The following is a 22,413-nucleotide window of genomic DNA, read 5'->3' as shown; positions in this document are numbered from 1 at the left end:
CTCCGTCAGATGTCGGCCACCCTGCCGAACATCGGGTGAACGTTCACGTATCGGGCAGTACGCGCGGGCCGCGAGGCGGGGCCTGTAGTGCTGACGGGCGGTCTCAGACCGCGACGCGCCAGGTCCCGCGCCCGGCGGCCTTCGCGGCGTAGAGGGCCTCGTCGGCGGCGGCGAGGACGGCGGTGGCGGTGTCGGCGTGCTCGCCGAGGACGGCGATGCCGATCGAGACGCTGATGCGCAGCTCGCGCCCGCCGGTCGCGTCGTTGACCTTGAAGGGCCGGGCGGCGACCGCCCGGCCGAGCCGCTCGGCCACGACCTCGGCGCCGACCGCGTCGGTCTCCGGCAGCATCACCATGAACTCCTCGCCGCCGTGGCGGAAGGCGAGGTCGACTTCGCGGATCTGCCCGGTGATGCGCCGGGCCAGCTCGACGAGGACCTGGTCGCCGACGGGGTGCCCGTAGGTGTCGTTGACGATCTTGAACCGGTCGAGGTCGATCGCCAGCAGCGCCGAGGGCCGCTGGTAGCGGCGGGTCCGCTCGGCCTCGCGGCGCAGGGAAGTCTGCATGAACCGGTAGTTCCACAAGCCCGTGAGCGGGTCGGTGAGGCTCAGGCGCTGGGCCTGGCGGTGCAGCAGCACGTTCTCGACCGCGACGGCGGCCTGCCCGGCGAAGGTGCGCAGCGAGTCCACGTCGCCGGGCTCGAAGTCCTCCCCCGCGACGCGGTTGTAGACCACGAGCACGCCGAGGACCCCGCCGCCGGTGCGCGGCTCTCCGTAGTCCGCGTCGTTCGGCGCGCGGGCGGCGTCCGGTTCGGGATCGGCCCGGCGCGAGCCGGAACCCTGGTCGAGGGCGGTGCGGGCGCGGTCCTGCTCGACCGGCTGGCGGCTGTAAGTGCGCTCCTGGTCGACGGGCTGGCGGCCGTTGAACGGGACGGCGACGATCGTGCCGGCGTCCGGCTCGGTGGCGGCGCGGCGCCGGTCGCCGAAGCGGCCGTCGACGATCCGGCCGTGGGCCGGGACGCCGCTCTCGGCGATCGAGCCGAGGATGCCCTCGCCGATGCGGATGGACGCGGGCTGGTCGATCCCCAGGTCGCCCTCGCCGGCCCGCTGGCGCAGCTGGTCGGTGTCGTCCACGTCGACCAGGAGGATCGCGCCGGCCTCGGCCCCGGCGGTGACCATGGCCGTGTCGAGGATGACCTCCAGGATCCGGTCGAGGTCGAGCGTGGCCGTCAGGGTCTGTCCCAGGCGCCCGAGCTGGCCGCGCATCTGGTCGCGCGAGGAGGTGAGCGCCTGCACGTACGACTGCGTCTGGGCCGTCATCTGGTTGAACGAGAGCGCCAGGTGCGCGACCTCGTCGCGGCCGTGGACGGGCACCCGCACGTCCAGGTCCCCCTCGCTGACGCGCTCGGCGGCGGCCGACAGCTCCGCGAGCGGGCGCGTGGTCGAGCGCGCCAGCCACGAGGCCAGGCCCATCGCCAGGACCGTCGAGGCGGTCACCATCGCGGCGAGGGTCCAGTACATGGGGGTGACGTCGGTGGCGACGGTGCCGATGCTCAGCGGCAGGAACGCGTCGGTGTACTCCCAGCGTCCGACGTCGTCGCCGCCCGCCGACAGGGGCCGCTCCCGGTCGTCGCGGAGGATCAGGTCGGCGTCGGCGACCAGCGCGAGGCGGTCGAGGAACTCCCGGTCGACGATCCGGAAGGCGCTGAACACGGCGGTCGACCCGTCGGTGCCCTGGACCTCGACCTGCGCGCCGAGCGCGACGATCGGGCCGGCCCCGGCGTAGGCGGCGGACTCGCCGCAGTCGACCCACGCGCCCTGCGGGGCCTCGGCGCCGATGTCGGTGCCCGGGTCGGTCCCGGCCTCGTCGAGGCTGGTGAACACGACGCCGTCGACGACCGAGCGGTTGACCACGAGCTGGGCCATCTCGACGGCGGTCCGCCGGCCGCCGCTGCTGTAATTGAGCGCGACCGCCGCGGCCGAGGCCTGGATGCGCTCGCAGATCGTGCCGAGGGTCGAATCGACCATCGTGACCGCCGAGTTCGCCAGCGCCTCGCCGCGCGAGTCCGCCAGATGGGACATGACGGCAGCGACGAACACGGCCCCCACCAGGACCGGCCCGAGCACCACCACGAGGAACGCCGTGGTGAGCCGTGAGCGCAGCGACACCGAAGCCCCCTCAAGTTCACTGCTTAGAAGACTACCTAGAGCAACCGACCGGACACGACTCGGCATGAGGTTTTCCCACGGTCTGGCCGGTTGCATGTTCAAGGTCGGCTGTTCGGTGGAATCCTCCCAGGTAAACGACGACGAGGAAGGGAAATGCGATGCAGGAGGCGAAGCCGCAGACACGGCGCCGGTTGCTGGCCGCGCGCACCGCGACGCCCGGGGCCGAGCGGGGCCGGGCCGACCTGGAGACCTGGAAGGCCTTGCGGGCCTTCCTGATCGAGTCGGTCGAGGAGGGCGCGGCGGTCGCCGCCTACCGGCCGTTCGGGTCCGAACCGGGCGCGGCGCTCGAACCCGAACTGCCCGAACGGCTCACGGTGGTCTACAAGGTGCTGGTCCCAGTGCTGTTGCCGGACAAGGACCTCGCTTGGGCGCCGGTGGGAGTGCCTGAGCCGCAAGGGGACCACTCGAACGGGGGTTCCGCGGGCGGTTCACCCGATCCGGTGGGCCCGGAGGCTTCGGCGGCGGGTTCGGGAGGCGGCGTGCTCGGCCCCGAGGCGGTCGGTTCGGTCGCGGCGGTGATCGTCCCGGGCCTCGCCGTCTCGCATGACGGGATGCGGTTGGGACGCGGCGGGGGCTCGTACGATCGGGCGCTGGCGCGGGTCGGGCCGGAGGTGCCGGTGGTCGCGCTGCTGCGCGACGAGGAGTTCGGGGTCGCGGTCCCGGCCGAGCCGCACGACCGTCCGGTCACCGGCGTGATCACCCCGTCGAGGGGTTTCGTGTCGCTGCGGTGAGCGGGCTCACGCGGCGAGTGTGAGCCGGGCGGATGGGATTAGCACTCCTCGTCGTTGACTGCTAATGTCGATCGGGATCTTTGTTGAGTGCTGGAGGTAGGACGTGCCCGTCTACGAATACCGCTGCAAGGAGTGCGGTTACGAGTTCGACAAGCACCAGTCGTTCTCCGAAGCCCGCTTGACCGACTGCCCGAGCTGCGAGGCGGCCGGGGCGCTGCGCAAGGTCTTCGGGAACGTCGGCGTCACCTTCAAGGGCAGCGGTTTCTACCGCACCGACTCGCGGTCCACCGATTCGAGCTCGCTCGGTTCGAACGGCTCCAAGAACGGCGCGAAGCCGGCCGAGAAGTCCGAGGGCAAGTCGGACGCGAAGCCGAAGTCCGAGTCCAAGCCCGCGAAGTCCGAGTCGAAGCCGGCCGCCGCGAAGGCCGCCTGAGCCGCTCCTCTTTCTTCATCGCCACCGGCGTCCGGCCGTGCCGGGCGCCGGTCGTCGTCGTGCCCGGGTTCAGATCGCGAGGGCCACGGCGGTGGTGAGGACGAGCTGGGCGAGGGCGATCGGGACGAGGCCCTTCCAGCACAGGGCCTGGATCTGGTCGACGCGCAGGCGCGGCCAGGCGACGCGCAGCCAGATGACGACGGCGGCGAGCGCGCCGGTCTTGAGCAGCGTCCACAGCCAGCCGAGCGATTCGGGTCCCGGGCCCTTCCAGCCGCCGAGGAACAGGACCGCGGTGAGGGCGGCGATGACGACGATGCCGACGTACTCGGCCAGGAGCAGCAGCGCGAAGCGCAGCCCGGCGTACTCGGTGAGGTAGCCGAAGACGAGTTCGGAGTCGGCGATCGGGGCGTCGAACGGGGGCCGGCGGATCTCGGCGAGCCCGGCGGTGAAGAACACGAACATGGCGGGGGCCTGCCACAGCAGCCACCAGGGGTTCCAGGCCTCGACGATCCCGGTGAGGCTCAGGGTCCCGGCGGCGACGGCGACCGAGGCGGCCGCGAGCACGAGCGGCAGTTCGTAGGCCATGAGCTGCGCGGCCCCGCGCAGGGCCCCGAGGAGGGTGTACTTGTTCGCCGAGGACCACCCGGCCATGAGGACGGCGAGGACGCCGATGCCGACGAGGGCGATCACGATGAACAGGCCCATGTCGAGGCCGGAGCCGACGAGGTCGCCGGGGCCGAGCGGGATGAAGAGGATGACCAGGAGGTAGGGCACGAGCGCGACGGCGGGGGCGAGCTTGAAGACGGGCTTGTCGGCGGCGTCGGGGACGAGGTCCTCTTTCTGGGCGAACTTGACGCCGTCGGCGATGAGCTGGGCCCAGCCGTGGAAGCGCCCGGCGTGCATCGGGCCGAGGCGTCCTTGCATGTGGGCCATGAGCTTGTGCTCGGTCTGGCCGACCACGAGCGGCAGGACCAGGAACGCGGCGAGGACCGCGACGGCCTTGACGGCGATCTCAAGCGCCATCGGGGTCCGTGCTCTCGGTCTCGGGTTCGAGCCAGTCCTCGGGGACGCCGGGCGGGCGCTTGGGGGCGCGTTTGGATACGCGGCCGCCGCCGGGCTCCTTGGCGCCGGGCCAGGGCTTGACGACGCGGGAGGCGAGGATGAAGTCCTTGCGGAGCGGGTGGCCCTCGAATTCGTCGGTGAGCAGCAGCGGGGTGAGTCCGGGGTGGCCGGGGAAGTCGACGCCGAACATCTCGTGGGTCTCGCGTTCGTGCCAGTCGGCGCCCGGGTACAGGTCGGTGACGGTGTCGACGGCGCCTTCGGCGAGGCGGGCGCGCAGGAGCACGCCGCGGCGCTCGGCGACCGACCACAAGTGGGCGACGACCCGGAAGCCGTCGCCTTCGTCCACTGCCGACAGCCAGTCGAAGAAGTCGCAGCCGAGATCGTCGCGGCACAGGCGCACGGCCTCGTGCCAGCGCTTGGGGTCGACGTCGGCGACCGCGCGGGGGCCGTCGGCCTCGGTCGCGTCGAGCCCGAGCGCGGCGCGGACCCGCTCGTTCCAGGCGTCGTTCACGAGGGCCTCCGCAGCAGCGGGCGCAGGCTCGGCCTGCGCAGCGGTTCGGCGCCGATCTGCTTCTGGAGCTGGCCGATGCCGTAGAGCAGGGCCTCGGGTCGCGGCGGGCAGCCGGGGACGTAGACGTCGACGGGGATGATCTGGTCGACGCCCTTGGTGACGCAGTAGGAGTCCCAGTAGGGGCCGCCGGAGTTGGAGCAGGCGCCGAAGGAGATGACGTACTTCGGTTCGGGCATCTGGTCGTAGAGCCGCTTGATCGCCGGGGCCATCTTGTCGGTGACGGTGCCGGAGACGACCATGAGGTCGGCCTGGCGCGGCGAGTGCGCGAAGGGGATGACGCCCAGGCGCATGAAGTCGTGGCGACTCATCGAGGCGGCGATGAATTCGATGGCGCAGCACGCGAGACCGAAGTTGAAGACCCAGAGGGAATAGCGCCGGCCCCAATTGAGGACGAAGCGGATCGGGTCTCCCGCCACTGCGAGCGTGCGAGCTGTAGTTGTGCTCTGTAGGCTCGTGTCTCCCGGTTTGGCCGGGAAGGGCAGTTTCACCGCCATCGCAGGACTCCTTTCCTCCAGGCGTAGGCGAGGCCGAGGGCGAGGACGCCGACGAACAGGCCCATCTCCGCGGCGGCGGGGGCGCCGAACTCGCGGAAGACCGTGGCCCACGGGAACAGGAACACCGCCTCGACGGCGAAGAGCACGAACAGGAACGCGTAGACGTAGTAGCGGATCTGGACCTGGGCCCAGTCCCGGCCCACGTGGCCGGCGCCGGGATCGGGGTCGACGCCGCACTCGTAGTTCTCGCCCTTCGCGGCCGAGGGCGCCGAGGGGCGCAGGACCCGGTTGGCGGCCATGGCCGCGGCGACGAACGCGAATCCGGCCAGCAGCAGCACCCCGAAGACCGCGTAGTCGCTCAGCCGTGAGGAGTCCATGCCCGTCAGCCTAGTGCCGCCGGGGTGCCGGCGGAAGCCGTGCGGCGCGGGTTTCGCCGCGCGGAACCGAAGTGGATCGGCGAGGCCGGGGACGCAACCGGGGGCCCGCCGGGAGCGTGTTGCTGTACGAAGAGGATTCACGCCGGAGGCGGTGCGCACTCGCCGCCTCCGCCGCGCTCCCGCATCGAGGATTGGGATCGAGCAGATGACCGCCAGCGCCCCGACGCTGCACCGGGCCGGCCCGCGGCCCGGCGCCGAGGCGACCCTTCCGGGGCTCGCCCGGGGCTTCGGAGGCCGGCCCGCCGGCCCCGGTCTCGCCGAGTCCGTGCGCGACCGGACCGCGACGGAAGGTGACGGTCCGGTGTCCGCACTCGGCGTCACGGCGGCCCGCATGGCGACCCCGCCTCGCGTCCGCACCCGTGCGAAAGCGACAATGGTTGCCGCCGGACCCGAGCGACAGGGCCCGAAGCGTGCCCTTGTCCCCCCTAACTGCGCAGGAGCGGATGTGCGAACGGAGGCGGAGTTCACCGCCCTCTACGAGAATCACTTCTCGGAGCTCGCTGCCCAGGTCTGCGCCTATCTCGGCGACGCCACCGAAGCCCAGGACCTGGTCCAGGAGGCCTTCCTGCGGGCGTGGCAGCGCTGGGACAAGGTCGGCGGCTACGAGGAGCCGGTCGCGTGGGTCCGCCGCGTGGCGTGGAACCTCGCCACCAGCCGCCACCGCCGCAACCAGGTGGCGCGCAAGTTCCTCCAGAAGTCCTCGGCGCCCGAGCCGGCGCCCGCCGCCGGCCCCGACCACGTGGCGCTCGTGGCGGCGCTCAAGTCGATCCCGGCCAAGCGGCGCCGGGCGCTCGTCATGCACTACATGGCGGACATGACGATCAGCGCGATCGCCGAGCACACCGGGGCGCGCGAGGGCACCGTCAAGTCGTGGCTGCACCGCGGCCGCAAGGAGCTGGCCGCGCTGCTGCGCGAGGAGGCCCCCGAACTCGTACCGTCCCCGAGGGGCGAGACCGACCCCGACACGATGCCGATCCGCATCAGGCGCGCCCTACCCGGCGCCGCGAAAGTGCCCAGGCCCGCGAACCGCCGATCTTCCGTGAGGGAGGACCGCTCATGACCGACGAACCGCTCGACGACGAGGCGGTCGCCGCCGCCTTCGCGGAGATGAAGGCGGCCGCCGCCGCGCAGTTCCCGCCGCCGCCGGTGCACGAGATGCTCATGCGCGGCCCCGCCGCGCTGCGCCGCCGCCGGCTCGTCTCGCTCGCGGCCGTCCTCGGCGCGTGCACGGCCGTCACCGCCGGCGGCTTCGCCGTCGCCCAGACGCTCGGGCCGCTCACCGGGGGGATCAACCCGGCCGGTCCCGGTTCGGCGAACGTCGGCTCGTCCGCTTCGGACGACGAGCCGTCCTCGTGGCCGGGCGAGACGACCACGCCCGAAGGCGAACCGGGCGAGACGGTCACGACCACGCCCGCGGCCCCGGCCGACCACATCGAGGCGCTGTGGGTCAACGGCCCGCTCGAAGGGGACTGGGCCGCCTCGTGCGCGACCGGTCCGCAGGAGGCGGACTTCACCGCCTGGGAGATCACCGCCGACTCCGGTTGGAGCATCAGCGCGGTCGCCGAGGGCGACGCGGACGGCGACGGCACCAACGACACGGTCCTGGCGCTCACCTGCGCCGGGCGCACCGGCGTGGCCGCCTTCTCGATGCAGCACGGCGACACCGGTCCGGTGCTCGCCTCCTTCGGGTGGGTGTGGCAGCCCGCGGGCGCCGACGACCTCGTCGCGATCGACCTGGTCGAGGACGGCGGGGTGGCGCTCGAAGGGACCGACGGCGCCGCGGCGCCGTGGGCCGACCGCTACGAGTGGGACGGCGAGGAGTTCGTCCACGTCGACGAGCCCGAGGCCGACGAGCCGAGCCCGACCGAGACCAGCGCGAGCCCGACCCCGTCGGAGACGCCGACGGCCACCGACGGCGCCGCGGCGAGCTCCTCCAGCGGGTCCTGAGCGCGAGGGCCCGAAGGGTCGGATCCCCGACTCCGGCGTGTCGGGCCCGCGCGGGCCCATTCCACGATCCGAGACGTTTCGAACGCTCGGATTCGGCGCCGGCGCGGCCGAAACCAGAGGTCTGAGTCACTTCCGGCCCGGGAGCGTCCCACCAGGTGAGCGGAAACGCACCTTGTGGTGTCGCCTACATCGCGCCCGCGTCGCGGGGTTGGCATCGCGGGGAGGCGCCCGCGTAGCATCAGAAAGGTAGACCCTGGCGGAGCCCCCCGCTCCCCCAGCCCGCAACGCCGCAGTGCCTGCGTGCCCCCGAATCCGCATGAGGAGAACTAGGTGAACACCGTCCGGCAGCTCGACCGGGTCGTCATCCGCTTCGCAGGGGACTCCGGCGACGGCATGCAGCTCACGGGAGACCGCTTCACGGCGGAGACCGCAAAACTCGGCAACGACTTGTCGACCCTCCCGAACTACCCCGCCGAGATCCGGGCCCCCGCCGGGACGCTCCCGGGGGTGTCGAGCTTCCAGATCCACTTCGCCGACACCGACATCCTCACCCCCGGCGACCAGCCCGAGGTCCTCATCGCGATGAACCCGGCGGCGCTCAAGGCGAACCTCGGCGACCTCAAGTCGGGCGGCACCATCGTCGTCAACACCGACGAGTTCACCAAGCGCAACCTCACCAAGGTCGGCTACGCCGCCAACCCGCTCGAAGACGACTCCCTGGACGACTACCAGGTGCACCCGGTGGCGCTCGCGAGCCTCACCATCGCCGCGCTCGCCGAGCACGAGGTGAGCAAGAAGGACGCCGAGCGGTCCAAGAACATGTTCGCCCTCGGCCTGGTGTCGTGGATGTACTCGCGCCCGACCGAGGCGACCGAGGAGTTCCTGCGCGGCAAGTTCAAGTCCAAGCCGGCCATCGCCGAGGCGAACATCGCCGCGCTCAAGGCCGGGTGGAACTACGGCGAGACCGCCGAGGCCTTCGCCGTCCGCTTCGAGGTGCCCCCCGCGAAGCTCAAGGCCGGGAACTACCGCAACATCACCGGCAACACGGCGCTGGCGTGGGGCATCACGGCCGCGGGCGTGGCCTCGGGGCTCCCGGTGTTCCTGGGCGCCTACCCGATCACCCCGGCCAGCGACATCCTCCACGAGCTGTCCAAGCACAAGCGCTTCGGCGTCACCACGGTGCAGGCCGAGGACGAGATCGCCGCGGTCGGCGCGGCCCTGGGCGCCTCGTGGGGCGGCTCGCTCGGCGTCACCACCTCCTCGGGCCCGGGCATCGCCCTGAAGTCCGAGACGATCTCGCTGGCGGTCTCGCTGGAGCTGCCGCTGCTGGTGGTGGACGTGCAGCGCGCCGGGCCCTCGACGGGCCTGCCGACCAAGACCGAGCAGGCCGACCTCCTGATGGCCATGTTCGGCCGCCACGGCGAGGCCCCGATCGCGATCCTCGCCCCGCAGTCCCCTTCGGACTGCTTCGACATCATGCTCGAGGCCGCGCGGATCGCCCTGAACTACCGCACCCCGGTCATGGTCCTGTCGGACGGGTACATCGCCAACGGCGCCGAGCCGTGGCGCCTGCCCGAGCCGGCCGACCTGCCGGACCTGTCGGTCGAGTTCGCGACCGAGTTCAACGGCGTCGACAAGGCCGGCGAGCCGGTGTTCCTGCCGTACCTGCGCGACCCCGAGACCCTGGCCCGCCCGTGGGCGCTGCCCGGCACGCCCGGGCTCCAGCACCGCATCGGCGGCATCGAGAAGGCCGACGGCACCGGCGACATCTCCTACGACCCGGAGAACCACGACCACATGGTGCGCACCCGCGCGGCGAAGATCGCCGGGGTAGAGGTGCCGGACCTGGAAGTGGACGACCCGGCCGGCGACGCCGAGGTGCTCGTGCTCGGCTGGGGCTCCACCTGGGGCCCGATCGGCGCCGCGGTGCGCGGCCTGCGGGACAAGGGCGTGCCGATCGCGCGCGCGCACCTGCGCTACCTCAACCCGATGCCGAAGAACACCGCCGAGATCCTGGCCCGCTACGAGCGGGTCGTGGTCCCCGAGATGAACCTGGGCCAGCTCGCGCTGCTCCTGCGCGGCGCCTTCCCCGGCACCGACGTGGTCGGCTACAACAAGGTGCGCGGGCTGCCGTTCACCTCCAACGAACTCCAAGACGCCCTGGAGGAGGTCATCAAGAATGGCTGACACGGTGAAAGCGGCCGGCTCGGTCGCGCTCGACGCCCCGAAGAAACTGAAGGCCAAGGACTTCAAGTCGAGCCAGGAGGTGCGCTGGTGCCCCGGCTGCGGGGACTACGCCATCCTCGCCGCGGTCCAGTCGTTCCTGCCCGAGCTGGGCCTGGAGCGCGAGAAGATCGCGTTCATCTCCGGCATCGGCTGCTCCTCGCGGTTCCCGTACTACCTGAACACGTACGGCATCCACTCGATCCACGGCCGCGCCCCGGCCATCGCCACGGGCCTGGCCGTCTCGCGCCCGGACCTGTCGGTGTGGGTCGTCACCGGTGACGGCGACGCCCTGTCGATCGGCGGCAACCACCTCATCCACGCGCTGCGCCGCAACGTGAACCTGAAGATCCTGCTGTTCAACAACCGGATCTACGGGCTCACCAAGGGCCAGTACTCGCCGACCTCGGGCTCGGGCACGCTCACCAAGTCGAGCCCGATGGGCTCGATCGACGCCCCGTTCAACCCGCTGTCGCTCGCGCTGGGCTCGGAGGCGACCTTCGTGGCCCGCACGCTCGACTCCGACCGCGCGCACCTCCAGTCGGTGCTGCGGGCCGCGGCCGAGCACGAGGGCAGCGCGTTCGTGGAGATCTACCAGAACTGCCCGATCTTCAACGACGGCGCGTTCGAGGTCCTGAAGAACCCCGAGACCCGCGACGAGTCGCTCATCCGCCTCCAGGACGGCGAGCCGATCGCGTTCGGCGACAAGGTCGTCGTGCAGTCCGGTTACGGGCTCCAGGTCAAGGACGCGAGCGAGGTCGACGCGGCGGACGTGGTGGTCCACAAGACCGACGTGGACGACCCGGCCTACGGTTTCGCGCTCTCGCGCCTGTCGGGGGTCGCGCTCGACCACACCCCGATCGGCGTGTTCCGCAACGTCAAGCGGCCCACCTACGACCACGGGGTGCGCACCCAGGTCGACGAGGCCGCCACGGGCGTCGACCGCAAGGAGGCCCTCGACCGGCTCCTGGCCTCGGGCGACACCTGGACCGTGCTCTAAGCGACGCGTGTGCGGCGGCCGGCCCTGCGGGGCCGGCCGTTTCGCTATGGGGTCCTCGAACACCCGCTACAGGAGCGGCTGGAGTTCGTCGGCGGCCGAGCGCAGGCGCTCGGTGAGGATCGGCCAGGAGGTGCGGATGTCCTCCAGGGGCATCGCGACGGCGAAGACGATCCGCTCGTCGGGGGCGGCGCCCTCGCGCACGACCACGCCCGCGCAGCCGACGCCGTCCTTGAACTGGCCCATCTCGGCGTACACCCCGGACTCGCCGTAGACGGCCAGGTCGTACTCGAACTCGTCGGGCTCGGTGAGGGTGTGCCCGGTGAACTTGCGCATCCCCGCCGAGCGCAGGAACCGGGCGCGGTCCATCGGCTGGAGCGTGGCCAGGAGGGCCTTGCCGAGCGCGGTGGCGTGGGCGCCGTCGTCGAAGCCGACGATGAGGTCCTCCACGTGCGGGCTGCGGTTGCCCTCGATGACGTCGGTGACGGCCGGGCGGCCCTCCACGAAGCGGGCCACGAACGTCGAGTAGCCCGTCTCGCTGGACATGCGGCGCATGTACTCGCCGCAGGTGCTCGGGCCCGCCATCGCGCGCGTCAGCTCGGAGTAGCGGTCGGAGACCTCGAGACCGAGGGAGTAGCGCCCCGCCTCGTCGCGGCGCAGGTACCGCTCGTAGACGAGCGTGCGCAGCAGGTTGTAGGCGGTGGCGCGGTTGAGGCCGCACTCGAAGGCGATGCGCGGAGCCGAGACGCCGTCGGCGTGGCGGCCCACCAGCTCCATGATGCGCAGCGCCCTCTGGACGCTCTGGATCATCTTGGTCGGCTCGACCCGGTCGGCCGGGAGCGCTCCGATCACCTTGGCGGCCTTGTGGTCGCGCCTGTCGGGCCGGGACCTTCCGAGCCTCGGTCCCTCGGTGCGACGCCGCACACCGGTCTCCTCAGGGTCGCCTCCACGCGATTCTCCGCCTGGTCGCCGCTGCTCCACCATGCCGCCGCTCCAATTGCACACCGTTGACCTGAGGGCACGGCGCCGGGTCCGGCACCGCCCTGGTCGGCCGTGATCTAACTATATAAACAACAGCGGGTTGCGTCACCGTCGCATACAGGGCACTATCGATGTGTCAGCACCGTTCGCGGTTCGGCTCCGGCCGGTCGCGGACAACCCGCGGCGGCGGCGTCGAGTCCCCACCAAACTTCCTCGTCGCCACCGCGGAACATTCGAATAACCGAAACGCGGCGGCTCCCTCCCACCAGGGCCGCCGCGTTTCGTCTCCCCTTGCGGGGGAAGGCGATGCGGCGGCGGTCCACCGGCGAGCCCGGCCGGTGACGCCGAGGCCAACGTTCGCACACGCTGCGTGTCCGGGTCAAGGGCTGTCACCCGGATCAGGGACGCGAAGCGAGCACTCCGCCGACATGAGCGGATTTCAGGACGGGCCCGCGGTCTGGAGTACGGTTGCCAGCGTGCCCGCCGCCACCTTGAGCCCCACCGCCCCGCCCAGGACCTCCACCACCGTCGTCACCGCGATGAGCGTCCAGGTCGCGGCGGTCCTGCCGCTGTTCCTCTTCGGCGGGCTCGCGGTGCAGATCGCCGGGGAGCTCCACATGAGCGTCGGCGCGATCGGCCTGATCTCCGGGCTGTACTTCACCGTCTCGGCGCTCACCACGGTGCCCTCGGGGAAGCTCGTCGACCGGTTCGGGGCGCTCATCACCGCCCGCATCGCCATCGCGCTCTCGGCCGGAGGGATGCTCGGCATCGCGCTCTTCGCCCGCCACCCGGCCGTCCTCACCGCGATGCTCGTCCTGTGCGCCCCCGCCAACGGCCTCGGGCAGCTCGCCTCCAACATCGTCCTCACCGAATGGGCGCCGCTGCGGGGCCGCGGACTCCTCTTCGGCGCCAAGCAGGCCTCGGTGCCGCTGTGCATCATGCTCGGCGGCCTCAGCGTCCCCGCCGTCGCCCTCACCCTCGGCTGGCGGTGGGCGTTCGTGTTCGGCGCGGCCCTGGTGACGCTCGCGCTGCTGCCGCTCTCGCGGCTCGGGCGGCCCGCCGTGCGCGTCAAGAACGCCGCGCCGAAGTCCTTCGAGCCGCAACTGCTGCTGTTCGCCGTCGCCACCTGCCTCGGCGCCATGGCCGCCACCCCCATCGGCTCGTTCCTGACGACCTTCGCGGTCGACGTCGGCGCCTCCGAGCGGTACGCGGGCCTCAACCTCACCATCGGCGGCATCACCGGGGTCATCGCCCGCACCGGCTTCGGCGCCGTCGGCGACCGCAAGAGCGGCAACGCGTTCACCGTCATCACCTTCATGCTCGTCGGCGGCGCGGCCGGCGTCGCGACGTTCCTGTTCGAACTGCCGTGGCTCCTGCCGCTCGGCACCGTCGCGGCCTACGCGCTCGGCTGGGCCTGGCCCGGCCTGATGAACCACGCCGTCACCCGCGCCTACCCCGACACGCCCGCGCTCGCGACCTCGGTGACGCAGACCGGGATCTTCGTCGGCGGCGCGATCGGACCGGTCGGCTTCGGACTCATCGTGCACCACTTCGGATGGGGCCCGGGGTGGATCGCCGCCGCCTCCGCGATGCTCGCCTCGGCCCTGTTCATCGCCGTCGGCGGCGCCGTCTCGCGCAGGGCCGCGCATTGACGATCCTCGCTGCGGCCCCGGCGACTCCCAGTTCCCGTGCCGTCCGCCCCGCCGCGGCAACACGATAAGGTGAGCCTGTGGTGACCACCCGACGAGCCCAGACCGCGCTGACCTTCACCGACGAGGCCTTCGCGGACCAGATGCGCTCCTCCCTCGACCTCGTCGAAGAGCGACTGCTCAAAGCCGTCGACACCGACCAGCCGCTGCTGCGCCAGTCCGGGTCCCACCTCATCCGCGCCGGAGGGAAGCGCTTCCGGCCGATGCTCACCCTCACGTGCGCGCACCTGGGCGACCCGACCCGGCCGAACATCCTCGAGGCCGCCGTCGCGCTCGAACTCACCCACCTCGCCACGCTCTACCACGACGACGTCATGGACGAGGCGCTCGTCCGCCGCGGGGCGCCCAGCGCCAACGCCCGCTGGGACAACTCCATCGCCATCCTCACCGGCGACTACGTCTTCAGCCGCGCCGCCGAGATCATGGCCGACCTCGGCACCGAGGCGGTGCGCCTCCAGGCCGCCACGTTCGCGCGCCTCGTGCGCGGCCAGATCAACGAGACCATGCCGATCCCCGAGGACGTCGACCCGGTCGAATGGCACCTGGAGATCCTCTCGGAGAAGACCGGCTCGCTCATCGCCACCTGCGCCAAGTTCGGCGCCTGGTTCTCCGGCGCCGACGAGCGGACCATCGCGACCGCCGAAGAGTTCGGCGAGGTCATCGGCGTGGCCTTCCAGATCGCCGACGACATCATCGACATCGCCTCCGACACCTCCGGCAAGACCCCGGGCACCGACCTCCTCGAAGGGGTCCCGACCCTCCCGGTGATCTACGCCCTCGCCGACGACGACCCGGCCGGGGAGCGCCTGCGCGAACTCGTCTCCGGGCCCGTCGCCGAATCGGACCTCGACGAGGCGCTGACGCTCCTGCGGGCCTCGGCGGCCCTCGACCGGGCCAAGGACACGCTGCACCAGTACCAGGAGCGCGCCCGCGCCCTCGCCAAGTCCCTGCCGAAGGGCCCGGCCCAGAAGGCCCTGGTCGACATCTGCGAGTACATGCTCGAACGCGACGCCTAGGGGCCTGTGTTCCCCGTCGCACCGGGTGCGCGGGGGTGGCCGGGATTCGCTATCGTTCAAAGCGCCGCTCACGGGCGGCCCCCTCGGCTCGCGGGCCGGGTTCCAGACAGTCGGTCCCGGCGTCGGCCTCGATCCGCCGGGCACGATCCCCCCGGCGCCTCCGCCGAGAAGGGAGCGCAGTGCGACCCCGTGCCACCGGGCCCTCTGCCAAGCCGAAGACCGTCCTCGCCGCCCAGGGCGTCATCTGGCTCCAGTTCACCGCCATCCTCCTGGTCTACTCGATCGGGCTGCGGTTCCTGTTCGACGCCACCAGGTCCTCCTCCAGCCACGAGACCATGCTCGACGTCATCGGCTCGATCGGCCTCGAGAACCTCGTCACGATCCTCCTGAGCGTCGCCATCACCGTCTCCATGCCGTTCATCGCCACCAGGCTCGGGCAGCGCCGCGCCGAGGCGGTCAGGACCGCCTGGTGGGCGCTCGCGTACGTGCCGCTGGCGATGTACGCGTGGATACTCGGGCGGGCCTACTTCGCGACCTTCCCCGACGAGGCGCCGTTCTTCCTCAGCGCCGCCGCGATGCTCCTGGTGTGCGGCTCGTTCCCGACCGCGGCCCTGCTGCTGTTGCGCACGAGGGGCGCGCGGGCCTGGTTCGCGGCCGCGGAGCTGTTCGAGGAGATCGACCGCGAGCTGTCCGACACCGCCGAGCTCGAATCCGCCGGCGTGCGCTGAGTCGCTCTGGGCGCGCAGCGCCACCGGTCTTCCCTCTTGCGGCCACTTATCTGGACAAGTAATATCCAGATAAGTGGCTCCGAGGGTCGGAGCGGAGAGCAGGAGACGCCATGCCCGTCACGATCACCAACCCCGCAGAACTCCACGACCCCACCGGATTCGGCTACAGCCACGTCGCCCGCGTCTCGGGCGAGCTGGTGCTCGTCGCGGGCCAGTACGACTCCGACGCCGAGGGCCGCACCACCAGCGGCGACTTCGCCGCGCAGGTCGACAACGCGTTCGCCAACCTCGGCAAGGCCCTGCACTCGGCCGGGCTCGACTACGCCGACGTGGCGCAGCTGCGCACCTTCGTCGTCGACCACGACATGGAGAAACTGGAGATCCTCGGCGAAGCGATCGCCCGGATCTGGGGCGACCGGCCGCCGGTCCAGACCCTCCTGGGAGTGGCCGCGCTGGCGCTGCCCGACATGCGATTCGAGGTCGACGCCGTCGCCGTCAGGAGCTGACCTCTGCGGCGTTCACAGGCGGACGCTGTAGGCGGCCAGCTCGGGCCGGTCGCGGCGGGGCACCGCGGCGATGTGGGCGAGGAGGTCCACCTCCCGGGTCTGCCCGGCGGTGAGGATCACGCGGTGGCGCCATTCGGCGCGACTCAGGTCCAGGCGCGTCTCGGGGCCGATCCTCGGGCGGGGCGCGGGGACGCGGACATGGACGTCGTACTCGCCGGGCGGGAGCTGCATCCACGAGCGGGTCCAGCCCGTCGCGACCGGGCGGCCGTCGACGGTGACCTCGGGAGCCGGGACCCAGGGGCGGGCGGCGGGCGGTTCGGGTTCGCCGACGCGCCTGATGCGCCACTGCTGCAAGAGGCTCGGCTTGCCGCCGGCCAGGGCCGCGAGCGCCTCGGGCTCGTACGGGTCTAGCCAGAAGCGCAGGCGCAGGCTCAGGGCGGCCCAACCCGGTGCGGGGGTGAGCTTCTCGGGATCGTCGTCGTCGAGGATCCGCAGTTCGTGGGGTGCGCCGAGCGGCGGCGGCTGAGCGACGGTCGGGCGGTTGGCGTTGAAGCCCTGGCGGATCGCGGCGATCGCGATGCCGAGGCCCGCCGCGCCGGGGACGATGAGCGCCGGCAGGTAGATCAGCGCCTCGGTGGAGACCGGGAAGTCGTCGGGCAGCAGGAAGATGACGAGGAACAGCAGCAGCGAGAGGGCGATGGCGCCGTACAGGACGAGGGCGAGGCGGCTGCCGCCGCGGAGGCCGCGGCCGCGGGTGACGAGGTAGGTGCCGTGGTGCAGGCCGGGAAAGCCCTCGGCGTACTCGTGGGCGTTGCCGCCGAGGACGCAGCGGTAGTCGAGTTCGCGCCGCTCGCCGCGCCCGAGGTCGAGTCGCTTGTAGCAGCGGGAGTGGCTGCCGGCGACCGCGACGAGGTGCGGGCCGGGGGTCAGCGTGAGGCGCGTGACGCCCCAGCCCGAGGAGGCGGGGAGGCCGTCGACGTAGACCACGGGGGTGAGGGGGCGGGCCTGGCCCCAGCCGGGGCCTTCGCCGCGGCCGGGGTAGTTGCCCCAGGTGGTGCGGAGGATGACGGTGGCGTGGGCGGGGTCGTCGGGGGCGGCGGCCACGCGCGATCCGGTCCGGACCGGGACCGAGGCGTCGGGGTGGGGCCTGGCGGTCCAGGCGCGGAAGGGCGGGGCGGTGTTGCGTTCGACCATGCCGCGGAGTCCGGGGATGTGTTTGCGCCACAGCATGATCAGTAGGAACGGCAGGAGTGCGGCGAGGCCGTAGAGGAGGGTCTCGGTCACAGGATCGAGGTCCATGGGGCTCCAATCGAAGAAGCCGCGGGGAGCATGTGCTCCCCGCGGCTTCTCGCTCGTGTCCGTCACGTGTTCAGGAAGATGCTCGCCTGGTCCACGATGTCGAGGAGGTAACCGGGGAAGAGGCCGAGGAAGAGCGTGGCGACCACGCCCGCGGCGACCACCGTACCCGCCATGGGGCTCGGCAGGTTGACCGTGGGCGCGTCCGGCGCGGGCTCGTTGAGCCACAGGAGCACGACCACGCGCAGGTACGGGAACGCCAGGATCGCCGAGGAGACGACGCCGACGATGACGAGTCCGAGTTCGTCGGCCTGGAGCGCGGCGGCGAACAGGCTGAACTTCGCGGCGAAGCCGCTGGTGAACGGCAGGCCCGCCAAGGCGAGCATGAGGATCGTGACGACCACGGCGGTGCCCGGGGAGTTCTTGCCGAGACCGGCCCAGCGGGACAGGTGCGTGGCCTCCTCGTCGCCGTCGCGCACGAGCGAGACGACGGCGAAGGCGGCGATCACGGTGAACCCGTAGGCGGCCAGGTAGAACATGGTCTGTCCGACCGCCTCGCCGAGGGCGATGACCCCGACCAGGAGGTACCCGGCGTTCGCGATGGAGCTGTAGGCGAGGAGCCGCTTGATGTTGCGCTGGGTCACCGCGAAGATCGCGCCGCCGAGCATGGTGGCGACGGCGATGACGGTGAGGATCAGGTGCCAGTCCCAGGCCGAGGAGGCGAGGCCGACGTTGAAGACCCGCAGGAGCCCGCCGAAGGCGGCGACCTTGACGCACGCGGCCATGAGGGCGGTGACGGGCGTGGGCGCTCCGGTGTAGACGTCGGGGGTCCACATGTGGAACGGCACCGCGCCGGCCTTGAACAGGAGCGCGACCGCGAGCATGGCGACGCCGATGTAGAGGAACAGGCGCGGCTGCCCGGAGCTGATCCCGGCCTGGTTGATCCCGGCGAGGTCGACGGTGCCGGCGAAGCCGTAGAGCATCGCCATGCCGTAGACGTAGAACGCCGAGGCGAAGGCGCCCAGGAGGAAGTACTTGAGCGCGGCCTCCTGGCTGATGAGGCGGCGGCGCTTGGCGAGCCCGCACAGCAGGTACAGCGGGAGGCTGAGCATCTCCAGGGCGACGAACATGGTGAGCAGGTCGCCGGCGGTCACGAACATCATCATGCCGCCGACGGCGAAGAGCGTCAGCGGGAAGATCTCGGTGGCCCCGTCGGAGCGGCGCTGCTGGATGTCGGCGGCCGAGTCGGCGACCACCGCGGCCTCGGCGACGAAGTCGCCGCCGCGGGTGGTGCGGCGCTCGGCCAGGAGCAGGACCGCGACGATCGCGAGGATCGCGATGGTGGCCTGGAGGAACAGCCCGGGCCCGTCGAGGACGACCGAGCCGATGGCGGTGCCCTCGATGGAGAACGCGGTGGTCTGCTTGTCCCCCAGCAGGAGCACGGTCACGGTCACGAACGCGGCGGCGAGCGCGGCCACGGCGAGGCCGACCTGTACGTAGAGCCGCACGGCCTTGGGCACCGCGGCCTCCACGAGGAGTCCGCCGAAGGCCGCGGCGAACACGATGATCAGCGGGGCGAGGCCGCCCCAGTCGATCTGGAGTGCCTCATTCATTGGTGACTCCTTCGGCGGCGGGCGCGTCTGCGGGTTCGCCGGTGATGAACACGAGCGTGTTGTCGACGGCCGGCTGGACGGCGTCGATGAGCGGCTGCGGGTAGAGGCCGAAGCCGAGGATGGCGATCACCAGCGGTGCGACGAGGGCCTTCTCGCGCACGGTGAGGTCGCGCTTCATCGCGGGCACCTCGTCGAGGGCCGGGTTCCGGTCGCCTTGCATGGTGCGCTGGTACATCCAGAGCACGTACGCGGCGGCGAGGATGATCCCGAGGGTCGCGAGGACGGCGACGATCGTGTTCTCGGTGAAGATGCCGAACAGGACCAGGAACTCCGAGATGAACGGCGCGGTGCCCGGCAGGGAGAGCGAGGCGAGCCCGGCGAACAGGAAGATCCCGGCGAGCAGCGGCAGGGTCTTGGCCGCCCCGCCGTAGTCGGCGATCTGCGAGGAGCCGCGGCGCAGTGCGAGGAACCCGACGATGATGAACAGCAGGCCCGTGGCGAGCCCGTGGTTGAACATGTAGAGGACCGCGCCGGTGGCCGAGGCCTGCGTGAACGCGAAGATCCCGATGCCGATGAACCCGAAGTGCGCGATCGAGGTGTAGGCGACCAGGCGCTTGAGGTCGGTCTGCCCGATGGCGACGAACGCGGCGTAGAGCACGCCGATGACGCTCATGCCGATCACCCACGGCGCGAACGTCTGAGTCGCGTCGGGGAACAGCGGGATGCAGTAGCGCAGGATCGCGAAGGTCCCGATCTTGTCCATGACGCCGACCAGGAGCGCGGCGACGGCGGCCGGGGCCGCGCCTCCGGCGTCCGGGAGCCAGGTGTGGAACGGGAAGAACGGGGCCTTGATCGCGAAGGCGAGGAAGAAGCCGAGGAACAGCCAGTTCTGGAGCGACCCGGCGGCCATCGGCTCGGCCTCGACGAGGGTCTGCCAGTCGAAGACCCCGCCGTTGTGGACCCACAGGGCGATGACGGCGACGAGCATGAACAGGCCGCCGAGCAGCGAGTACAGGAAGAACTTGACCGCCGCGTACTGTCGCCGGGGCCCGGTGCCGTAGGAGCCGATGAGGAAGTACATCGGCACGAGCATGGCCTCGAAGAAGAAGTAGAACAGCAGGACGTTGGAGGCCAGGAAGGTCGCGAGCATCGCCGCTTCGAGGGCGAGGATGAGCGCGAAGAACGTCGGGACCGACCGCTGCACCGAGTCGAGGTCGCGCCAGGCGGCGAGCATCGCGATCGGGGTGAGCCCGGCGGTGAGCGCCACCAGGAGCAGCGCGATCCCGTCCACGCCCCACGAGAGGCTGAGGTCCCAGTTGGGGATCCAGGCGTAGGACTCGGTGAACTGGAGCCAGGGCGCGCCGGCGGAGTAGTCGAAGCCGATCGCGACCAGGGCCGCGATGAGGGCGACCGCTCCGGAGAAGCCGAGCGCGGTCCACCGGGCCGCGGCGGCCCGCTCGCGCTTGATCGACGCGACCGCGACCGCGCCGATCAAGGGCACGGCGACGAGCGCCGAGAGCAATGGGAGTTCGTTCATTGGATGACCACCACCATGAGCGCGGCCACCACGATGACGGCGCCGGACAGAATGGACAGGGCGTAGGAGCGGACGAAGCCGGTCTGGAGCGCGAGCAGTCGCCGCGAGGTCCCGCCGACGGCCGCGGAGAGGCCGTTGACGACGCCGTCGACGCCGCGGGCGTCGATGGCGACCGAGGCGTTCGCCGCGAGCCGGCCGGGCCTCTCGAAGACGCCGCGGTTGACCGCTTCGCCGCCGAGGTCGGCGCGGGCGGCGCGGACGGGCCAGGCGGCGGCGCGCGGCACCTCGTCGGTGCCGCCGCGGAACAGGAACCAGGCGAGGGCCGCGCCGAGGACGACGACGGCGGTGGTGATCACGGTGACCTGCATGTGGCTCAGGTGGCCGTGGGGCTCGGCGTGCTCGCCGAAGACCGGCGTGAGCCACTCGGTGACCGGGGAGACCATGAGGGCGCCGGCGCCGAGCGAGCCGAGGCCCAGCAGCACCAGCGGGCCGGTCATGATCGCCGGGGACTCGTGCGGGTGCACGTCCTCGGTCCACCGCTTGGGGCCGTGGAAGGTGAGGACGAACAGGCGGGTCATGTAGAAGGCGGTGAGCGCGGCGCCGAGGAGGGCCGCGCCGCCGGTGACCCAGCCCTGCCAGCCTTCGCGGGCGAAGGCGGCGGCGATGATCGGGTCCTTGGTGAAGTAGCCCGAGAACGGGAACAGGCCGATGATGGCGACCCATCCGGCGAGGAAGGTCGCGTAGGTCCAGGGCATGACGCGCCACAGGCCGCCGAAGCGGCGGATGTCGGTCTGGTCGTTCATGGCGTGCATGACCGAGCCGGAGCCGAGGAACAGCCCGGCCTTGAAGAAGCCGTGCGCGAGCAGGTGCAGGATGCCGAGCGCGAACGCGCCGCCGCCGAGGCCGACGGCCAGGAACATGTAGCCGATCTGGGAGACCGTGGACCAGGCGAGGACGCGCTTGATGTCGTCCTTGGCGCAGCCGACGATCGCGCCGAACAGGAGCGTCAGGGCGCCGACGGCGACCACGGCGGTCTGCACGTTCGGGTTGAGGCTGAAGATGATGTGCGACCGGGCGATGAGGTAGACCCCGGCGGTGACCATGGTGGCGGCGTGGATGAGCGCCGACACGGGGGTCGGTCCCTCCATGGCGTCGGGCAGCCACGTCTGGAACGGCCACTGGCCGGACTTGCCGCAGGCGGCGGCGAGCAGCAGCAGCCCGAGGGCGAGGCTCGTGCTGGTCGAGAGCGACTCGGCGCCGTTGAAGACGCCGGCGAAGTCGACGGTGCCGAGCGCGCCGAGCATGGTGAACATCGCCAGGAGGAAGCCGACGTCGGCGACCCGGTTGGTGAGGAAGGCCTTCTTGCCGGCGGTCGCGGCGGCGGGCTTGAGCTGCCAGAACGCGATGAGGAGGTAGGAGGCGAGGCCCACGGCCTCCCAGCCGACGAAGGTCATGAAGTAGTTGCCGCCGAGCACGAGCACGAGCATCGCGGCGGCGAACAGGTTGAAGTAGGCGAAGAACTTGCGGCGCCCGGCGTCCTCGGCCATGTAGCCCACGGCGTAGATGTGGATGAGGAGGCCGACGCCGGTGATGAGCAGGCAGAAGACCGCGCTGAGCGGGTCGAACAGCAGGCTCGCGTCGATCTGGAGGTCCCCGATCGCGATGAGCGTGAACAGGTCCAGGTGCGCGCTCTTGTTGTCCAGCCCTGAAAGGGAGGCGAACAGGCCGACGGCGAGCGCGAAGGCCGCGCCGATGGTGCCGACCCCGAGCCAGTGGCCCCATTTGTCGGCGCGGCGGCCCGCGAGCAGCAGGATCGCGGCCCCGAGCGCGGGCAGGGCGATGAGCGCCCACGTCCAGGCGAGCAGCCCGGATGCGGGCGCGTACGTGATGGTGTCCACTGTGTTC

General features: G+C 71.6%; 20 protein-coding genes. 10 read left to right on the top strand and 10 right to left on the bottom strand.

Features of this window, described 5'->3' with window-relative positions; genetic code table 11:
• Nucleotides 1–103: 103 nt before the first annotated feature.
• Nucleotides 104–2,167 carry a diguanylate cyclase gene (locus tag IF12_RS0101830; RefSeq protein WP_051703840.1) on the bottom strand — a complete coding sequence of 688 codons (2,064 nt, stop codon included), beginning with the start codon at nt 2,165–2,167 and terminating at the stop codon, nt 104–106.
• Nucleotides 2,168–2,325: 158 nt separating this feature from the next.
• Here IF12_RS0101830 and IF12_RS0101825 point away from each other — a divergent pair, with 158 nt between their 5' ends.
• Both IF12_RS0101825 and IF12_RS0101820 read left to right on the top strand, forming a co-directional pair.
• Nucleotides 2,326–2,958, top strand: a complete 633-nt coding sequence (locus IF12_RS0101825; protein WP_035748023.1) for a 5-formyltetrahydrofolate cyclo-ligase — start codon at nt 2,326–2,328, stop codon at nt 2,956–2,958.
• Between the two features lie 103 nt (nt 2,959–3,061).
• The gene (locus tag IF12_RS0101820) at nt 3,062–3,391 is read left to right on the top strand and encodes an FmdB family zinc ribbon protein (RefSeq protein ID WP_030144559.1); all 330 of its coding nucleotides are present in this window, start codon (nt 3,062–3,064) and stop codon (nt 3,389–3,391) included.
• A 69-nt stretch (nt 3,392–3,460) separates the two neighbouring features.
• On the opposite strand, the gene IF12_RS0101815 is transcribed toward IF12_RS0101820, so the two are convergent.
• The 4 genes from IF12_RS0101815 to IF12_RS0101800 are packed head-to-tail and all read right to left on the bottom strand — an operon-like array spanning nt 3,461 to nt 5,895.
• Nucleotides 3,461–4,414 carry a complex I subunit 1 family protein gene (locus tag IF12_RS0101815; RefSeq protein WP_030144558.1) on the bottom strand — a complete coding sequence of 318 codons (954 nt, stop codon included), beginning with the start codon at nt 4,412–4,414 and terminating at the stop codon, nt 3,461–3,463.
• Nucleotides 4,404–4,964 (bottom strand): NADH-quinone oxidoreductase subunit C, encoded by a 561-nt coding sequence (locus tag IF12_RS22530; protein WP_051703839.1) that lies wholly within the window; start codon nt 4,962–4,964, stop codon nt 4,404–4,406. The genes IF12_RS0101815 and IF12_RS22530 overlap by 11 nt, the downstream gene beginning before the upstream one ends.
• Nucleotides 4,961–5,518 (bottom strand): NADH-quinone oxidoreductase subunit B, encoded by a 558-nt coding sequence (locus IF12_RS0101805; protein WP_255343523.1) that lies wholly within the window; start codon nt 5,516–5,518, stop codon nt 4,961–4,963. The genes IF12_RS22530 and IF12_RS0101805 overlap by 4 nt, the downstream gene beginning before the upstream one ends.
• On the bottom strand, nt 5,509–5,895 hold the full coding sequence (locus IF12_RS0101800) for an NADH-quinone oxidoreductase subunit A (RefSeq protein WP_030144555.1): 387 nt from the start codon (nt 5,893–5,895) through the stop codon (nt 5,509–5,511). The genes IF12_RS0101805 and IF12_RS0101800 overlap by 10 nt, the downstream gene beginning before the upstream one ends.
• Before the next feature lie 505 nt (nt 5,896–6,400).
• Here IF12_RS0101800 and IF12_RS0101795 point away from each other — a divergent pair.
• From IF12_RS0101795 to IF12_RS0101780, 4 genes are all read left to right on the top strand, one after another.
• A complete protein-coding gene (locus IF12_RS0101795; RefSeq protein WP_197034567.1) occupies nt 6,401–7,015 on the top strand; it encodes an RNA polymerase sigma factor in 615 nt (204 codons plus the stop codon).
• Nucleotides 7,012–7,902, top strand: a complete 891-nt coding sequence (locus IF12_RS0101790) for a hypothetical protein (RefSeq protein WP_030144553.1) — start codon at nt 7,012–7,014, stop codon at nt 7,900–7,902. Before IF12_RS0101795 ends, IF12_RS0101790 begins: the two co-directional genes overlap by 4 nt.
• Nucleotides 7,903–8,232: 330 nt before the next feature.
• Nucleotides 8,233–10,089 carry a 2-oxoacid:acceptor oxidoreductase subunit alpha gene (locus IF12_RS0101785; protein ID WP_030144552.1) on the top strand — a complete coding sequence of 619 codons (1,857 nt, stop codon included), beginning with the start codon at nt 8,233–8,235 and terminating at the stop codon, nt 10,087–10,089.
• A complete protein-coding gene (locus tag IF12_RS0101780) occupies nt 10,082–11,125 on the top strand; it encodes a 2-oxoacid:ferredoxin oxidoreductase subunit beta (RefSeq protein WP_051703838.1) in 1,044 nt (347 codons plus the stop codon). The genes IF12_RS0101785 and IF12_RS0101780 overlap by 8 nt, the downstream gene beginning before the upstream one ends.
• 66 nt (nt 11,126–11,191) lie before the next feature.
• Here the strand turns inward: IF12_RS0101780 and IF12_RS0101775 are convergent, their stop codons facing one another.
• Nucleotides 11,192–12,046, bottom strand: coding sequence for an IclR family transcriptional regulator (locus IF12_RS0101775; protein ID WP_231492287.1), 855 nt, complete (start codon nt 12,044–12,046; stop codon nt 11,192–11,194).
• A gap of 533 nt (nt 12,047–12,579) precedes the next feature.
• On the opposite strand from IF12_RS0101775, the gene IF12_RS0101770 reads away from it, so the two are divergent.
• The 4 genes from IF12_RS0101770 to IF12_RS0101755 all read left to right on the top strand — a co-directional run bounded on the left by IF12_RS0101770 (nt 12,580) and on the right by IF12_RS0101755 (nt 16,062).
• Nucleotides 12,580–13,755, top strand: coding sequence for an MFS transporter (locus IF12_RS0101770; RefSeq protein WP_030144549.1), 1,176 nt, complete (start codon nt 12,580–12,582; stop codon nt 13,753–13,755).
• Nucleotides 13,756–13,895: 140 nt separating this feature from the next.
• Complete coding sequence (locus IF12_RS0101765) at nt 13,896–14,828, top strand: polyprenyl synthetase family protein (protein ID WP_081913046.1); 933 nt, start codon at nt 13,896–13,898, stop codon at nt 14,826–14,828.
• 179 nt (nt 14,829–15,007) lie between these two features.
• Nucleotides 15,008–15,556 (top strand): hypothetical protein, encoded by a 549-nt coding sequence (locus IF12_RS0101760; RefSeq protein ID WP_030144547.1) that lies wholly within the window; start codon nt 15,008–15,010, stop codon nt 15,554–15,556.
• A 110-nt stretch (nt 15,557–15,666) separates the two neighbouring features.
• On the top strand, nt 15,667–16,062 hold the full coding sequence (locus IF12_RS0101755) for a RidA family protein (RefSeq protein WP_030144546.1): 396 nt from the start codon (nt 15,667–15,669) through the stop codon (nt 16,060–16,062).
• A 12-nt stretch (nt 16,063–16,074) separates the two neighbouring features.
• Here the strand turns inward: IF12_RS0101755 and IF12_RS0101750 are convergent, their stop codons facing one another.
• The 4 genes from IF12_RS0101750 to nuoL form a co-directional block, all read right to left on the bottom strand.
• On the bottom strand, nt 16,075–17,361 hold the full coding sequence (locus IF12_RS0101750; RefSeq protein WP_030144545.1) for a hypothetical protein: 1,287 nt from the start codon (nt 17,359–17,361) through the stop codon (nt 16,075–16,077).
• A gap of 62 nt (nt 17,362–17,423) precedes the next feature.
• On the bottom strand, nt 17,424–18,971 hold the full coding sequence (nuoN, locus tag IF12_RS0101745) for an NADH-quinone oxidoreductase subunit NuoN (RefSeq protein ID WP_030144544.1): 1,548 nt from the start codon (nt 18,969–18,971) through the stop codon (nt 17,424–17,426).
• Nucleotides 18,964–20,508, bottom strand: a complete 1,545-nt coding sequence (locus IF12_RS0101740; RefSeq protein ID WP_030144543.1) for an NADH-quinone oxidoreductase subunit M — start codon at nt 20,506–20,508, stop codon at nt 18,964–18,966. The genes nuoN and IF12_RS0101740 overlap by 8 nt, the downstream gene beginning before the upstream one ends.
• The gene (nuoL, locus tag IF12_RS0101735; RefSeq protein WP_030144542.1) at nt 20,505–22,406 is read right to left on the bottom strand and encodes an NADH-quinone oxidoreductase subunit L; all 1,902 of its coding nucleotides are present in this window, start codon (nt 22,404–22,406) and stop codon (nt 20,505–20,507) included. The genes IF12_RS0101740 and nuoL overlap by 4 nt, the downstream gene beginning before the upstream one ends.
• Nucleotides 22,407–22,413: the final 7 nt, after the last annotated feature.

This window comes from Glycomyces sp. NRRL B-16210, from assembly GCF_000719515.1.
Lineage (GTDB): Bacteria > Actinomycetota > Actinomycetes > Mycobacteriales > Micromonosporaceae > Glycomyces.
This window is presented reverse-complemented; position numbering and strand designations above follow the sequence as displayed.

Bases quoted from the DNA above. Each gene is read 5' to 3' on its own strand.
- IF12_RS0101825 (WP_035748023.1), top strand. From the start codon at position 2,326: ATGCAGGAGGCGAAGCCGCAGACACGGCGCCGGTTGCTGGCCGCGCGC.
- IF12_RS0101815 (WP_030144558.1), bottom strand. From the start codon at position 4,414: ATGGCGCTTGAGATCGCCGTCAAGGCCGTCGCGGTCCTCGCCGCGTTC.
- IF12_RS0101805 (WP_255343523.1), bottom strand. From the start codon at position 5,518: ATGGCGGTGAAACTGCCCTTCCCGGCCAAACCGGGAGACACGAGCCTA.
- IF12_RS0101800 (WP_030144555.1), bottom strand. From the start codon at position 5,895: ATGGACTCCTCACGGCTGAGCGACTACGCGGTCTTCGGGGTGCTGCTG.
- IF12_RS0101790 (WP_030144553.1), top strand. From the start codon at position 7,012: ATGACCGACGAACCGCTCGACGACGAGGCGGTCGCCGCCGCCTTCGCG.
- IF12_RS0101780 (WP_051703838.1), top strand. From the start codon at position 10,082: ATGGCTGACACGGTGAAAGCGGCCGGCTCGGTCGCGCTCGACGCCCCG.
- IF12_RS0101765 (WP_081913046.1), top strand. From the start codon at position 13,896: ATGCGCTCCTCCCTCGACCTCGTCGAAGAGCGACTGCTCAAAGCCGTC.
- IF12_RS0101755 (WP_030144546.1), top strand. From the start codon at position 15,667: ATGCCCGTCACGATCACCAACCCCGCAGAACTCCACGACCCCACCGGA.
- IF12_RS0101750 (WP_030144545.1), bottom strand. From the start codon at position 17,361: ATGGACCTCGATCCTGTGACCGAGACCCTCCTCTACGGCCTCGCCGCA.
- nuoN (WP_030144544.1), bottom strand. From the start codon at position 18,971: ATGAATGAGGCACTCCAGATCGACTGGGGCGGCCTCGCCCCGCTGATC.
- IF12_RS0101740 (WP_030144543.1), bottom strand. From the start codon at position 20,508: ATGAACGAACTCCCATTGCTCTCGGCGCTCGTCGCCGTGCCCTTGATC.